Here is a 15945-nt window from a genome sequence, read left to right as displayed (position 1 = left end):
GAATACCTTAAAGTGCATGTTCTAGAAGTTAATGCTTACTTCTTGATCCAGTGCATCATCTCACGCAATTGTCCGCCAACCACTTCAATTGGGTGTTCAGCTTCGTTACGACGAGTTGCTGTCAAGAATGCACGTCCGGATTGGTTTTCCAGGATGAAGTCGCGTGCGAATTTACCTTGTTGGATATCCGTCAGCACTTCTTTCATTGCTTTCTTCGTATCTTCAGTTACAACGCGAGGTCCAGTTACGTAGTCACCGTACTCAGCTGTGTTACTGATGGAATCACGCATGCTTGCAAGTCCACCTTCATACATCATGTCAACGATCAGCTTCAGTTCGTGCAGACATTCGAAGTATGCCATTTCAGGAGCGTAACCTGCTTCTGTCAATGTTTCGAATCCAGCTTTTACCAATGCACTCACGCCACCACACAGGACAGCTTGCTCACCGAACAAATCTGTTTCTGTTTCTTCACGGAAGGAAGTTTCGATAACCCCTGCGCGTGTACAACCGATACCTTTAGCATAAGCCAAACCGATTTCTTTAGCTTTACCCGTTGCATCTTGCTCAATCGCGATCAGGCCCGGTACACCAAAACCTTCCACATAAGTACGACGTACCATGTGACCAGGGGACTTAGGAGCAACCAGCAATACATCGCTGTTTTTTGGAGCAACGATTTGACCGAAATGAACGTTGAAACCGTGTGAGAAGAGCAATGCAGCGCCTTCTTTCAGGTTTGGTTCGATTTCGTTTTTGTATACAGAAGCTTGAGTTTCGTCTGGCAGCAAGATTTGAACTACATCTGCGCGGCTTGTTGCTTCAGCCGGGGAAAGAACTTCAAATCCGTCATTTTTTGCAGTGTCGAAGGATTTACCTTCACGAAGTCCGATGACTACGTTCAATCCGCTATCACGAAGGTTTTGAGCTTGGGCGTGGCCCTGGCTACCATAACCGATTACCGCGATCGTTTTTCCTTTCAATACGTTAAGCTCTGCATCCTGTTCATAATAAGTAGTTACTGGCATGTTTATAAGTCCTCCTTTGTATTGTAAAGAACCCTTCATTAATGAGCGGGTGTCTCAAGGGACCGACTCGCTTGGAGTGTCAAAAGCATCTCTGGTCTGATCCGATCCGTTCAGACACCCGCCCATTAATGCGGGAATGTAGCTATATTTTCAAGCGTTACATCACTAAAATGTTAAATTACAACTGTTAAGGGACTGACACTCACATAAGATCAACTGTATATGTTAGCTAACCGTCGTCCCTACTTCATTCATTATAGCTTTATACGTTGCCGCGTACCAATGCAGTTATGCCTGTACGGGACAATTCGCGAATGCCATATGGCTTGAGCAATTCAATCATAGCATCAATTTTGTCCGTATCTCCGACTACCTGCACAATCAGGCTGCCTGGACCTACATCTACAACGGATGCGCGGAATGTTTCTACCACACCCAGAATCTCAGGACGCTCGGAAGGCTCTGCTTTCACTTTGATCAGGGCGAGTTCACGGGCGACCATCGGTTTCAGGCTGAAATCAACCACTTTAATGACATCGATGATTTTGTACAATTGTTTCTCAATCTGCTCCAGCGTTTTATCGTCACCAATGGTGACAATAACCATCCGGGAGAGTCCAGGTTCTTCCGATTGACCTACTGTAATACTCTCAATGTTAAATCCGCGTCGACCGAACAACCCTGATACCCGCTGAAGGACGCCAGGCTGATCGTTTACCAGTATCGAGATCGTATGTCTTATCATTCGTCAGCATCCCCCATCAGCATTTGATCAATTGTCGCTCCTTGCGGAACCATTGGATATACATTTTCTTCCTTGCGTACTACGAATTCAACAACGACCGGTCCTGGTGTATCCAAGGCTTCCTGCCAAGCACGCTGGGCTTCTTCCTTATTGGTTGCACGCAAACCTTTTACGCCATAAGCTTCAGCCAGTTTTACAAAATCCGGACTTCCTGCCAGATCAATATGGCTGTAACGGTTCTCATAGATGATCTCTTGCCATTGGCGAACCATTCCGAGTACCTGATTGTTAATGATCACAATTTTTACCGGTATATTGTTAATGGCACAGATCGCAAGTTCTTGGGAACACATCTGCATTCCGCCGTCACCGTTAATGGAGATAACGAGTCTGTCCGGATTGGCCATCTGAGCACCTATGGCAGAAGGGAATCCAAAGCCCATCGTTCCGAGACCACCCGAAGTTACCCATGAACGCGGTTGATTAAATTTATAATATTGTGCTGCCCACATCTGATGTTGTCCCACATCCGTAGTTACAATTGCTTCACCTTTGGTTGTATCATTCAGCATTTCAACAACCCACTGGGGTTTCAGCACTTCGTCTGAATCCGTATAGCTGTAAGGTTTCTCTTGTTTCCACTGTTTGATCTGGTCTCTCCATGCATCTGCACGCTCTGCACGTCCAACTTCTTTGTTGGCTATTTCCAGTACCGTCTTCACATCACCAACGATTGGAATATCGGTTGCAATGTTTTTACCAATCTCAGCCGGATCAATATCGATATGAACGATCTTGGCATGTGGAGCGAATCCATCCAGCTTGCCTGTTACCCGATCATCGAATCGAGCGCCGATATTAATCAGCAGGTCTGCTTTTTGAATAGCCTGATTGGAAGTGTACGTTCCGTGCATACCTGGCATACCCGTCCATAATTCATGACCGCTTGGGAAAGCGCCTAGACCAAGGAGAGTAGTCGTAATTGGAATGCCTGTCTTCTCAACAAACTCGAACAGTTCTTCATGTCCTCCCGAGTATACCACACCGCCACCAGCCAGAATCATTGGACGTTCTGCTTCCTGAATGGCTTGGGCCAAACGGTCAACCTGCAGTTTGTTTGGTACTGTCCGTGGATTGTACCCTCTCAATATAACAGGTTCAGTTGTCGGTTCAAACAATGTTTTGTTCGCTGATACATCTTTCGGGATGTCGATCAGTACAGGACCTTTACGACCGGTATTGGCAATATGGAATGCCTCATGAATTACGCTGGACAGATCTTTTACATCTTTCACCAGGTAACTATGTTTAGTGATTGGCATTGTAATCCCGGTAATATCCGCTTCCTGGAAAGCATCTGAACCGATCAGGCTTGAAATAACATTCCCCGTAATGACTACGAGTGGTACTGAATCCATATACGCTGTTGCAATACCCGTAACCAGATTTGTTGCTCCTGGTCCGGAAGTAGCGATGCAGACACCAACTTTGCCGCTTGCACGTGCATATCCGTCAGCTGCATGTATTGCACCTTGTTCGTGACGAGTGAGAACGTGTTTGAAATCCTCGAAACCATACATCGCATCGTAAATGTACAACACTGCGCCGCCCGGGTAACCAAATACGCACTCGACACCTTCAAGTAACAAACTTCTCAGCAGAATTTCGGATCCGCTAATGACCTCCGGCTTCATCCATTTTTCACGTAATTCATCTGTTGACCGTACTTCTGGAATTTGAGCTCCCATCAGTCATCCTCCTCTCGAAATTTACACCATTCTGACATTTAAAGTTACAAAAAAAACCTTCCATCCCTGCAAACAAGTTCATGCTTGCGAGGGACGAAAGGTTATCGCTTCCGTGGTACCACCCAACTTTGCCCGAAATTTCGCAATAACGGACCTTACCAGGTACAACAAAACGAATAGCTCAAACGAACATAGTCGTTTCCCATACCTGTTGTCTGTAACGCAGACATACGATTTTCCCTAATACGCGAAAGGAGTGACATCCAGTGCTTTTCAGGAAAACAGCTCCGAGGTGAGCTCGTATATAAGGGATAATGGTGGTGGTTTCAGCAATTCCAGCCACTCTCTGAGCAAAAGAGCCCTTAAAACTTCGTCCTCTTCATAGCCGATGAAATATTCTCGTTAAATGTTAGGAACATTATATGATTCCTCCAACCGATAAGTCAATACCTGTTTTGCATAAAAATTCAGAGAACCTTCCTTCTTCCCTCTTCAGCCTATAAGGTTGCCCTAATCCCAGCGCTTCATTCAGTCACCTTTTATCTTGCTTCGGGCATAGGATATACGAGCAGCACGACTGGTCCTGAAAGGAGGCTCCGCATGGTGATTCGGCAACGCACATCCAAGCTGGATGATGGCGCCATCATGAAGTTGATTGACACTCAACTTGTTCCTTTATCCCATATGAGCGAAAAGGAAATTAATAAAATCCGCAAAGAAATACCCCTGCGAATGAACAGGGGCATGACCTTTGTTGTCTCGCCGGAGCCAGACAAAGCTGCTGTGGCATTCATCCATTTTCTCATGCATGGGGAATTGCTCTATGTCGATATGATGGCCGTTAGTCCGAAAGAACAACGCAAACGTTACGGGCAAACTTTGTTGCTCAAAGCAGAGAGCTTTGCGGCATCTCGGGGTTGTCGAAGATCTAAAGTGATGGTGGATGAGGGCAATACCAAAGGGCTTCAGTTTTATCAAAAAAATGGATACAGCGCGATTCGATACATCATGATAAGCCGCTGCTACGAATTGGAAAAAACATTGTAGAATATCCTAGAAAAATCCTGGTGGGCGTGGACCTGGACCATAAGGGCCGAATCCAGGACCAGGTCCATATCCGCCACCAGGTCCTCCAGGTCCATATCCCGGTCCGTAGCCAGGACCATATCCAGGGCCTGGTTTTGGTCCAGGTCCATATCCGGGACCGAAGCCGGGACCACCTCCATAAGCATAAGGCAGTGTGGCAATAGCGAGCAGATCAAACAATACCAGTGGCAGAATCGCTTTTGTACGTACTTTTTTGCCATTCAAACGCTTGAGTACCAGTTTGTTGCCCGATACTTTCAACAGCTTTCCCGTAACCCGAGTGCCGTCTTTTTTGATTGCAACAATATTTTTGCCTATTAATTTCATCGCTTCATCACGCGTAACTTGTTGTTTCATACTTTCCCCTCCTCCTCGGATCGTTCAAAACAGTGTATTCGTCCATCACTGAATTCGCCTGTTTCTTTGTCCCTACCTGAAAATATGGGTATCTGCATGAGAACCAAAACAAACGTGAAAAAGTGGATTGGTGACGCTCAAGAAAACAAAAAAAGGCCCGCACAAGGCGGACCCTTTTATCAAGCTTTTGGATAGTAAATTGACATATTGCAAGTTTACCTTTTACCCGGGTCATACGCTTCACCGAGTGCAGACGGAGCCGAAGAACGTCCAACCGCTGCAACGAGAACGATGATGGTAAGCAGGTAAGGCAACATAAAAATAATTTCCTGGGGAATACTTTGTGACCATTCAAACAACTGTACATAGTTTCGGATCGCTTGTGAGAATCCAAAGAAGACAGCCGCACCAAAGGCACCAATCGGATTCCACTTACCAAAGATCATAGCTGCAATGGCAATATAACCTTGGCCGGAAACTGTATTGTGTGAGAATGTACCCGTAGTCGTCAACGTAATCGCAGCTCCACCAATGGCCGCAAGCGCACCACTGATCATAACGCCAATATAGCGATAACGAAGCACTTTAACACCAACCGTATCAGCCGCACTTGGATGTTCACCTACAGAACGAAGGCGCAGACCAAATGGCGTTTTGAACATAATGTAATACGTCAGGAATACGAACAGAATGGCCAGATATGTCGTTGGATATACGTTCTTGAAAAAGGCTTCTCCAAGCAAAGGAATGTCTTTCAAGAATGGCACATCAAACTTGCTGAAGCCTTGAACCAACGGTGAATCACCAGAACCTTCAAACAACAGTTTAACCAAGTACAACGTACTTCCTGCTGCCAAAAAGTTAATGACGATACCACTGATAATCTGGTCTGCCTTAAATGTGATAGACGCAACGGCATGAATCAGCGATACCAGTACGCCCAATACAATCGCAAGCAAAACCCCCATCCAGGCCGAAGTCGTTCCACCCATGCCCGCTTCTTGAGCATAATGCGCCCCGATTCCAGCTGCAAAGGCACCAAAGACCATAAAACCTTCAAGTCCAAGGTTTGTTACACCTGATTTTTCCGAAAAGATTCCGCCGAGTGATGCAAAAATCAATGCCGTAGCAAAGACAAGCGTCGTATTGATAATTTGCCCAATTGTCAACAAGTCCATCTACAACACCTTCTCTTTCTTACGCTTCGAATAGAACGGTTTGAGTATCCAGCGCACGATGCCTTGTGCCGCAATAAAGAAGATAATCGAACCGATCACAATCCGAATAATCTCAGGCGGAACATCCGCAGCAAAACTCATACCTGCAGATCCGTACGTGAGGGTACCAAACAACACTGCACCCAACAACACCCCAAACGGATGATTCAAACCAATTAGCGCAACAGCTATTCCGTCAAAGCCTGTACCTGGTGAACCCGACATTACGGTCTGGTAATGGAACACACCAAGAACCTGGAATGCACCACCAAGACCGGCAAGCATACCACTGATAAACATCGCTTTTACGATATTCCGGTTAACATGCATACCTGCATATTCAGCCGCATTAGGGTTGTAGCCTACCGCGCGGATTTCAAAACCTTGTTTTGTTTTCCACATATAGATATAAAAGAGCACAGCCATCACAAGGGCAATCAACGTCCCCATGTGTACACGGGAGTTGCCCATCAGTTCAGATAACCATGTGAGACTAATCGAAGCCGATTCGCTGATATCCACGGAGCGATTCTCGCCCTTCAACAGCAAGAATTGGCGTACGATAAGGTTGGCCAGATACAGACCAATCCAGTTCAACATGATACTACTGATAACTTCATTGACCCCACGTGCCGCTTTCAGATAACCAGCAATAGCTGCCCAGAGACCACCAAACAGTGCACCAGCAATCAAAGCCAGTGGCGCATGAAGGTAGATCGGCAACCCTGCAAATTTAACACCAACAAATGTCGCAGCTGTCATTCCGACGAGAAATTGACCTTCTCCCCCGATGTTAAACAGCCCTGCACGTGATGCAAATGCAAATGCAAGTCCAGTCATAATTAATGGTGTCATTTCCCGTACTGCTTCACCAAAGTTGTACATGTCTCCAAATACCTTGGTGAACAATGCTCCATAGGCTTCGATTGGATTGTAGCCACCAATCAGCATGACAACTCCACCGAGAATAAGACCCATAATAATAGCTACTACAGGCAAAATAAATGAATCTCGCGTAAACCATTTCAATACGTTATTCATGCGCAGTACCTCTCTTTTGAGTGCTGCCCGCCATCATCAAGCCGAGCTCCCTATCATTGGTTTCTTCCGGCAGCACCTCGCCAACGATCTGGCCTTCATAGATGACAGCAATTCGGTCAGATACATTGATAATCTCATCAAGCTCAAATGAAATCAGCAGAACAGCCTTACCTTGATCACGCTGTGCAATCAGTTGCTTTTGCACGAACTCAATAGCCCCTACGTCCAAACCACGCGTTGGCTGTGCAGCGATAAGCAGTTCAGGGTTTTTATCTACCTCACGGGCGATAATGGCCTTTTGCTGGTTTCCTCCGGACAAGGAACGAGCTTTGGTCTCGATGCTTGGTGTACGCACGTCAAATGCCTCAACAAGCCGCTTAGCCTGCTTTTTGATCGCATCGAAGTTAAGGAACCCTTTACGTGTGTATGGTGCTTTATAATACGATTCCAGAACGATATTTTCACTCACTGAAAAATCAAGTACAAGTCCGTGTTTATGTCGATCTTCCGGAATGTGGGCTACACCCGACTCCGAGATATGGCGCGGAGAATGATTGGACAGCTCCTTACCCTCCAAAAGAATCGAACCGCTCTCGACTTTACGAAGTCCGGTAAGGGCTTCAATCAGTTCACTTTGACCGTTACCATCCACACCTGCGATTCCGACAATCTCTCCTGCACGTACGTTCAGGTTAAGTTGGTTCAGAACCGAAATACCTTCTTTATTCTTGGCCGTTAATTTACTGACTTCGAGCACATTAGCTCCAGGTGTAGCCGGTTTTTTGTCCACTTTGAATGTGACATTCCGCCCCACCATTTTCTCTGCCAGCTCATTCGGATTGGTTTCCGATGTTTTAACCGAATCAATTACTTTACCCCGACGAATAATGGTTACCGTATCGGAGATTTCCATAATCTCTTTCAGTTTGTGTGTGATCAAAATAATGGACTTTCCTTCAGCAGCAAGCTTCTTCATGATGATTATCAATTCTTTAATCTCTTGAGGAGTCAATACGGCTGTAGGCTCGTCAAAAATCAAAATATCTGCACCACGATACAATGTTTTAACGATCTCAACACGCTGCTGCATTCCGACAGAGATATCATGAATCTTGGCATGAGGATTCACTTTCAGTCCATACTGTTCAGACAGACGCTGAACTTCAGCGGCTGCTTTTTTATAATTAATATTGAGACCCTTCGTTGGTTCAGATCCCAAAATAATGTTCTCTGTTACCGTGAACGGCTGTACAAGCTTAAAGTGCTGATGCACCATGCCGATGCCAAGATCGATCGCTCGGTTAGGACTGTCGATGATGACAGGCTTGCCATTCACTTCAATGGAACCTTCATCTGGCTGATAGAGACCAAAAACAATATTCATCAACGTTGACTTACCAGCGCCGTTTTCGCCCAGTAGCGCATGGATCTCGCCTTTACGAAGCTGAAGGCTGATGGCGTCGTTGGCAACAATGCCTGGGAAACGCTTCGTAATTTGTTTTAACTCAACGACGGGGGTTGCTGCACCCATGTAATCACCCTTATAACTGATATAGTGTGGTTCCGCAAACGTAAAAAAAAACGTCTATCGACGTACTTTCAAAGAAGACAGACCGCGCTTAGCTGAAGTTTTTCTTGCGATAATCGAATGGTTCAGCTCAATAAGAACATGTACATTCTATTATCTTAAGAAAAGCTCCTCCCGGAGCGTTGGTGCACAGTGACCTTGTACAATTGTTATGATGACTTGATCAAATGTTCCTGTTTTTGCAATCATAAGGCCGGTCAAGACCGGCCCCAATGATTATTCTTTTGCAACGAAGATCAAATTACTCTGTAGGAACTTTGATTTCGCCGCTGATGATTTTTTCTTTGTACTCGTCCACTTTTGCAAGTGTATCAGCAGAAACATTTTTCGTGGAAGTATCAGCGACACCTACACCGTTGTCTTTCAAAGTCAGATTCTCAGCTCCGCCTTTGAAGGTACCATCGATGATTTCTTGGTTTACGCGCTTAACAGCTTCGTCAACTTTTTTGATCATTGAAGTCAAAGTGATCTCATCACCAAACTCAAGAGATTGGTCTTTGTCAACACCGATAACCCATACATCTTGACCTTGTTTCTTGCGAGCACTTGCTTCGATAAACACACCGTTACCTGTTGCGCCAGAAGCGTGGAAGATAATATCTACGCCTTCATTGTAAAGTGTTGCTGCTGCTGCTTTACCCAAGTCAGGTTTATCAAATGCACCTGTGTAGTTAGAAATGAATTTAGCGTCAGGGTTAACTGCTTTAACACCTTCTCTGAATCCAACTTCAAACTTTTTGATCAGTGGGCTTTCCATGCCGCCAACAAAACCAATTTTGTTCGTTTTTGTTGTCAGACCAGCAACAACACCAACCAAGAAAGATCCTTCTTCTTCAGCAAAAGTTACGGATTTAACATTAGGAGAATCCACTACGCTGTCAATGATCGCGAGTTTAGCATCCGGGTTTTGGTCAGCAACCGTTTTGATTGCGTCAGCCAATTGGAAACCTATACCCCAAGTCAGATCATATCCACCTTTAACGAATTCGTTCAAGTTAGGAATGTATTCTTCATCGGATTTACTTTGCAGGTATTTAACAGCAGTACCTGTTTCTGTTTCAGTCGCTTGCAGAGCTTCCCAAGCGGATTGGTTAAAGGATTTGTCATTAACTCCACCTACGTCAGTAACCATACCGATTTTGAGATCGGATTTCGCTTCAGTGGAAGTGCCACCTGTATCTCCTCCGGCATTTGTTTCTTCTTTCGGTTTGCTACCGCAACCTGCGAGCATAACCGATACCGCCAGCAACATTACCAAAGACAAGCTGAGCATCTTTTTCATTTCTCTTTTTCCCCCTTAATGATATATCCCTCATTCCAATCCAGCCTACAATTGAACGGTTAACAGATAGCAGGAATGACTTTTATGCAGAATGTATGGTTTCTTCGACATTAAAAGCGCATTCTCACCCTTGTAGCATCCTATCATCTGTCGAAAAACCGAACATTATGACATGGAGAGAAAGATCTAGGACTAGCCTACTAGAGGTGATTATACAATCAACCAGTGTTAAAATCCAGATGTTTCATCACCAAATATCACATATTTTTGTTCTTTTTTTATTGAAAACGCTTAATAATTTAACGTTTTAACACACTAACGTTACAACGATGTGATGTTATATAACAAAAACATATCGCGAACTTTAGTGATAAGTGGGATTTACCTGTTTTTTTTTGTATTATTTCACCGTTCGTATTTTATGTATTCCCATGGGCCTTTATTCACCAGTTATCTGGTTTCATTGTTCCCTTCCAGACTTCAGCCTATTCGCTCTATTCATTCAGAGATTCATCTTCGAATTTCTTCCAAGCCGTAAAAAAAGCCGCCATATAGGTACGGCGGCTTGTATCATACAATTTAAGCGTTGATTTTGCCTTTAGCTACAGTAGCCAAAGAGTTGAACGCATTGATGTCGTTAACGGCCAGATCAGCCAACATTTTGCGGTTCATGTCTACTCCAGCAAGTTTCAAACCATGGATCAGTTTGTTGTAAGACAAACCATTCATACGTGCTGCAGCATTGATACGAACGATCCACAGTCTGCGGAAGTTACGTTTCGTGTTGCGACGGTCACGGTATGCGTATACCAGGGATTTCATTACTTGCTCGTTAGCTGTTTTAAAAATACGGTGTTTGGAACCGAAATAACCTCTTGCCAGTTTCAAAACCTTTTTATGACGACGACGTACTACAAAACCGCCTTTTACTCTTGCCATATTAAAGAACCTCCCAAATAAATATAAATGTATCCGTGGTATGTGTACGGCCGTAGCCGATCCCCCATACGGAATGTACTAATTAGAATTAGCCTTTCAAGTTAGCCAAACCTTGTTTCAAACGTCTAACATCCCCGGCAGCCATAACTGGGTTACCGTTCAGAACGCGCTTAGCACGTTTGGATTTGTGGGAAAGCAAGTGGTTTTTGTGAGCTTTGTAACGAAGGACCTTACCGGAACCGGTAATTTTGAAGCGTCCTTTCAAACTGCTGTGTGTTTTCATTTTAGGCATTTTGTGTTTCCTCCTCCAATGTTATCAGGCTTTAGGAGCCAAGATCATGATCATACTGCGGCCTTCCAATTTTGGTTGACGTTCAACAGTACAAAGTTCTGCAACTTCTACCTTAACGCGCTCCAAAATCCGTTGACCAATCGCGGCATGTGCAATTTCACGTCCGCGATAACGAACAGAACATTTCACTTTGTCGCCTTCGTTCAAAAACTTAACTACATTACGAAGCTTCGTTTGATAATCGTGCTCCTCAATATTGGAACGGAACCATACTTCTTTAATATCAACAATTTTCTGGTTCTTACGGGCTTCTTTATCTTTCTTTTGTTGCTCATAGCGGAATTTGCCATAGTCCATAATACGACACACCGGCGGTTTAGCCTGTGGTGCCACATTGACCAGATCCAAATTCAGGTCAATCGCCATTTGCAGTGCTTCGCGAATGGGCGTAATCCCAATTTGTTCTCCTTCAGCTCCGACAAGGCGTACTTCCTTCGCCCGAATCTCATCATTAATCATGTGATCTTTACTAATAATCGTCCACCTCCAGGTCATTTTGAATATCCAGTTAAACAAAAATAAAAGGGATGCCGGTCAAGCTACCGACATCCCTGTAATCAACACAATTCTTCATGAGTATACACTTCATAAATTATTGGGATCGTTGACCAGCCAACATGTTTGTTGATCAGGTGAGAAGTCGGACTTCTGCTTGTGATTCCATTTCTATTCGTTTTAAGGCACTTGAATACTATATCACCCACAAAACACATTGTCAACATTCTTCACAACTTTTTTTGTGAATTATACATTTGTTATATCAGATGTCAACAAAGTATCGCATGCATGTTCCTTACCCTTGTTTGCTCTGCACCTCATCCAACCGTACAACACGTGTATGTTGAGTGTGGCTCCACTGTTTGTTGTTCTGCGTAAAGAAAGCGTAGAACGTAATCGGGTACCAAGACAGCAGGTAGATCGGGAACAAAATCAGATATAGATAAACTTTGGCAAAGGTAACCTTCTCCAGCGCCATGGACAACAGGAACGTCAGGATGTTCAAACCAATAGCCACGAACCCAACCCATAACGGGAAGTATCCATAAATATTAGCAATGTGCGGACCACTGAATATAGCCATGTCTACCCACATCACAGCCGTCATCAGGAACGTAAGCAATACCACATAGACATTGGCTCCATAGATAGCAAGGTCAAATTTCACCAGGCTTCTTTCCTTAATGGACTGCCATAGCAGCGGGAAGAAGTATCTACGCGCAACTGTAAAGTGACCTTGCATCCAGCGCAGACGTTGTCTCGCTGAAGCTTTGAATGTCAATGGCTTCTCATCAAATACTTTGGCGTCATAGTTGAAAACAGGATACACATTACGTTGCACACTGCGCATCGTAAACTCCAGATCTTCAACCAGACTTGTTGCACCCCAACCAATTTCCTTCAACAGGTTGGTCTCGAAGCACATTCCGGTTCCTCCGAGGAAATTCGCCATATTCAAGTTATGACGAGACAACTGCCACAAACGGTTGATGTACCAGTAAGATACTCCGTAAGCTGCAGTAATCCAGGAATCCTCCGGATTTTTCGTATCAATGTATCCTTGGATAACACGCGAACCATTGTTCAAGTCATCATTCATCTCAAGCAAGAAGTTACGGTCAACCAGGTTATCCGCGTCAAACATAACAACTGCGTCATACTGACGCGGCAATTTCCACAGGTACTTAAGCATCCATTCGATGGCATACCCTTTACCTCTTAAATCGGCATTGGTACGTACACAGGCGTTTAATCCATGCTCTCTGACAATTTGAGCCGTTCCATCCGTACAGTTGTCACAGATGACAAACACATCGTACAGATCTTCCGGATAATCAAGTTGTTTCAAGTTCTCCATCAAGGCACCAATGACTTGTTCCTCATTGTGTGCTGCGACGAGTACAGCGAATGATTTTGTCGCCGGATAATGTTTCTTTTTCTTTTTCTTAATCAGACCGAACAGCGAAAACGTGAATTGGTACACGGCTAGCAGTGCCAGAATGACCTGCATCGTGACGAATATAGCGTCCAACATCGTTCTCTGTTACCCCCTTTTTTTCAAAACCCAGTTTACTCAAGCATTTCTCTTCCTGATTCTGCAATTTATTTTTTTTTGATCTGCAGAATATGACCCTGTTCTTTTGTGTACTACGTGAATATATCAGGCAATGTTTCAAAGCTTGGTTGCTATCAGTTGGCTGCTTTATCGATTCTGTATCCTTTTCAGTCATTTGTCAAAACCCCAATTCCACTTTCTGAAGCAGAAATGTGATCTTTAAACGCTGAATAGACACTTCGTGATACCACAACCTCGCATTCATGCCTGTTATATCTTATTTTCAGCCGTTTACTTGATTTTTATTTCTAAAGTCCCTGCTTTTTTCATCAGCATGTTATTCTTCGTCAGAGGCTCTATAACAAATAACGCAAACAGACCTCAAAAAGTTTGAAACAGAACTCACATTTTTTTACCTCATTTCAGCCATGTTGAATCATTGTATCTTTTTTGGCTGACTCAAGTCAAAAAGTTAAGATGGGTATATATCCACTCTTTAACATGAATTTAACGTTCTTTACATGGGTTCTTCTTGAAAAGGACAACATTTAAAAATATGATAAACATATACCTGAAATAACCTCAAGTTCATGAAAAACGGTTATATACTAATCAGGACGAAACCGGATGCAGAAAATCACCGGAAATAATGCCGCCATTACGGGCGGCCTGACTGGCAGGAGGCCAATATGAGCCGTTTATTCTTAAAGTTTCAAGATTATGATCGAAATGTTTTTATGTGGATCAACGGCCGACTTCATAATCGTTTTATGAATTTTTGGCTGTATTATTTCACCCATCTGGGTGGAGCAACTTCTTCTATTGCAATATCACTGTTAATCTGGCTGCTTGCTCCAGCTCCTTGGAGCACAACAGGACTCCAGGCATGTATCGCTCTTGCGGTCAGCCACATCCCTGTAGCCATCGCGAAAAAATTGTATCCCCGCATTCGACCTTATCTGGCATTGCCGGATACAATTACGTTCCGTAATCCCCTGACGGATCACTCGTTTCCTTCAGGGCACACAACTGCCATTTTTTCGGTCACGGTTCCCTTTATGACCACTGATCCGATCTTATTGCTAATATTGTTGCCTGTGGCCCTTATTGTCGGATTCTCTCGAATTTATCTGGGATTACACTATCCTTCCGATGTTCTGGCGGGTGCCACAATAGGTACTTTAGTCGCACTTGCAACAGTTGCATTCTGGTCTTAAAGCCGATATGTTAGACTCAGAAAAACCTAGCAGGAACAGGTGAAGCAAGCGTGGAGAAAAAAAGAGTATTACTATTATCTGAAGGCTTTGGTACGGGTCATACTCAAGCCGCTTATGCACTGTCCAGCAATTTGCGAAAGCTCTCGCCAGACGTGCAGACAAAAGTGCTTGAACTGGGAAGTTTCTTAAATCCCAAGGTTGCACCTCTGATTATAACAGCATACAAAAAAACGGTTACAAACCAACCCAAACTTGTCGGATACGTATACAGACACCAATATAAAAAATCATTGAACAGGCTGACGACACTGGCGCTGCATAAACTGTTCTATACACATACACGCAGCGTTGTGCGCCAGTTACGTCCCGATGCGATCGTCTGTACACATCCGATTCCAAGTGCTGTCATATCCAGACTGAAGCGTCTGGGTGTACAGGTTCCCCTATGCACAGTCATCACCGACTATGATGCACATGGGACGTGGATTAACCGTGAAGTAGACCTTTATCTGGTTTCTTCAGATGAGGTTAAGTCCAAACTAATGCTACGCGGCGTACCTACAGACAACATTCGAGTCACGGGCATTCCGGTACATCCAAATTTCTGGGAGCATCCCGGGCGAGAAGAGATCCGAAGCAGATTTAACCTCAAGAACATGCCTACTGTACTGGTGATGGGTGGCGGCTGGGGAATGCTCAGCGACAAGCTGGTCCATCCGCTGCTGACACGCTGGCATGAAGATATTCAGATCATTTTTTGTCTGGGTCGCAATGATAAAGCACGGATCAGCATGGAACAGAACCCCATGTATCGCAAAGAAAACATTCATATTATGGGGTACACCAACGAAGTGGACAAATTGATGGAAGTATCTGACCTGCTGATCACCAAACCTGGGGGAATGACATGCAGCGAAGGTTTGGCCAAAGGAATTCCTATGTTGTTCCACAACCCTATACCTGGTCAGGAAGAAGAAAACGTCCATTATTTTACGGCAAGAGGGTTGGGAGAACCCATAACTTCGCTCGACGTAGTGGTCAAATGGATGAACAAGCTGTTGCATCACTACCCGGATGTTGTACGTAAACGCAAACGTCATCTGGCGGAAATCGCCAAGGTTCATCCGATGCAGAGCGCTCAAAGTATTATCGATCTGCTGGAGGACGTCCGTCCTTCATCCGCAGAAGAGGCCCGTTTATGAATTTATCCAAATAAGGTGCTGCTTCCCGCATTCATCGTCAATCATGCCTCTAACCAACGGCTTCAAACAAGCCTGCAACCACATTGAAAA

General features: G+C 44.4%; 15 protein-coding genes. 3 read left to right on the top strand and 12 right to left on the bottom strand.

Annotated features, from left to right (window positions below):
• Positions 1-35: 35 nt before the first annotated feature.
• From ilvC to ilvB, 3 genes are all read right to left on the bottom strand, one after another.
• Positions 36-1028: a ketol-acid reductoisomerase gene (gene ilvC, locus QNO02_RS08670; protein WP_062833429.1), complete on the bottom strand. Its 993-nt coding sequence runs from the start codon at positions 1026-1028 to the stop codon at positions 36-38.
• A gap of 262 nt (positions 1029-1290) precedes the next feature.
• Positions 1291-1773 (bottom strand): acetolactate synthase small subunit, encoded by a 483-nt coding sequence (ilvN, locus tag QNO02_RS08665; RefSeq protein WP_024628317.1) that lies wholly within the window; start codon positions 1771-1773, stop codon positions 1291-1293.
• Complete coding sequence (ilvB, locus tag QNO02_RS08660; protein ID WP_091032851.1) at positions 1770-3521, bottom strand: biosynthetic-type acetolactate synthase large subunit; 1752 nt, start codon at positions 3519-3521, stop codon at positions 1770-1772. The genes ilvN and ilvB overlap by 4 nt, the downstream gene beginning before the upstream one ends.
• A gap of 603 nt (positions 3522-4124) precedes the next feature.
• Here ilvB and QNO02_RS08655 point away from each other — a divergent pair.
• Positions 4125-4568 (top strand): GNAT family N-acetyltransferase, encoded by a 444-nt coding sequence (locus tag QNO02_RS08655; RefSeq protein WP_237176231.1) that lies wholly within the window; start codon positions 4125-4127, stop codon positions 4566-4568.
• A gap of 6 nt (positions 4569-4574) precedes the next feature.
• Here the strand turns inward: QNO02_RS08655 and QNO02_RS08650 are convergent, their stop codons facing one another.
• The 9 genes from QNO02_RS08650 to QNO02_RS08610 form a co-directional block, all read right to left on the bottom strand.
• Positions 4575-4964, bottom strand: a complete 390-nt coding sequence (locus QNO02_RS08650) for a hypothetical protein (RefSeq protein WP_047842246.1) — start codon at positions 4962-4964, stop codon at positions 4575-4577.
• Positions 4965-5179: 215 nt separating this feature from the next.
• Complete coding sequence (locus QNO02_RS08645; RefSeq protein WP_062833426.1) at positions 5180-6142, bottom strand: ABC transporter permease; 963 nt, start codon at positions 6140-6142, stop codon at positions 5180-5182.
• Complete coding sequence (locus tag QNO02_RS08640) at positions 6143-7222, bottom strand: ABC transporter permease (protein ID WP_091032853.1); 1080 nt, start codon at positions 7220-7222, stop codon at positions 6143-6145.
• Positions 7215-8753 carry an ABC transporter ATP-binding protein gene (locus QNO02_RS08635; protein WP_091032855.1) on the bottom strand — a complete coding sequence of 513 codons (1539 nt, stop codon included), beginning with the start codon at positions 8751-8753 and terminating at the stop codon, positions 7215-7217. Before QNO02_RS08635 ends, QNO02_RS08640 begins: the two co-directional genes overlap by 8 nt.
• A 298-nt stretch (positions 8754-9051) precedes the next feature.
• Positions 9052-10092, bottom strand: coding sequence for a BMP family lipoprotein (locus QNO02_RS08630; protein ID WP_091032858.1), 1041 nt, complete (start codon positions 10090-10092; stop codon positions 9052-9054).
• Positions 10093-10671: 579 nt separating this feature from the next.
• Positions 10672-11031: a 50S ribosomal protein L20 gene (rplT, locus tag QNO02_RS08625; RefSeq protein WP_017689664.1), complete on the bottom strand. Its 360-nt coding sequence runs from the start codon at positions 11029-11031 to the stop codon at positions 10672-10674.
• An 88-nt stretch (positions 11032-11119) separates the two neighbouring features.
• Positions 11120-11323 carry a 50S ribosomal protein L35 gene (rpmI, locus tag QNO02_RS08620; protein ID WP_017689665.1) on the bottom strand — a complete coding sequence of 68 codons (204 nt, stop codon included), beginning with the start codon at positions 11321-11323 and terminating at the stop codon, positions 11120-11122.
• A gap of 24 nt (positions 11324-11347) precedes the next feature.
• Complete coding sequence (gene infC, locus QNO02_RS08615) at positions 11348-11842, bottom strand: translation initiation factor IF-3 (RefSeq protein ID WP_017689666.1); 495 nt, start codon at positions 11840-11842, stop codon at positions 11348-11350.
• Between the two features lie 334 nt (positions 11843-12176).
• Positions 12177-13415, bottom strand: coding sequence for a glycosyltransferase family 2 protein (locus QNO02_RS08610; protein ID WP_036610177.1), 1239 nt, complete (start codon positions 13413-13415; stop codon positions 12177-12179).
• Positions 13416-14125: 710 nt separating this feature from the next.
• Here QNO02_RS08610 and QNO02_RS08605 point away from each other — a divergent pair.
• Together QNO02_RS08605 and QNO02_RS08600 are read left to right on the top strand one after the other, a co-directional pair.
• Positions 14126-14653 carry a phosphatase PAP2 family protein gene (locus QNO02_RS08605; protein ID WP_017689668.1) on the top strand — a complete coding sequence of 176 codons (528 nt, stop codon included), beginning with the start codon at positions 14126-14128 and terminating at the stop codon, positions 14651-14653.
• A gap of 50 nt (positions 14654-14703) precedes the next feature.
• Positions 14704-15855: an MGDG synthase family glycosyltransferase gene (locus QNO02_RS08600; RefSeq protein ID WP_091032863.1), complete on the top strand. Its 1152-nt coding sequence runs from the start codon at positions 14704-14706 to the stop codon at positions 15853-15855.
• The last annotated feature ends 90 nt before the right edge of the window (positions 15856-15945 follow it).

Origin of the sequence: Paenibacillus sp. PK1-4R (genome assembly GCF_030369595.1) — a bacterium.
GTDB lineage: Bacteria > Bacillota > Bacilli > Paenibacillales > Paenibacillaceae > Paenibacillus.
This window is presented reverse-complemented; position numbering and strand designations above follow the sequence as displayed.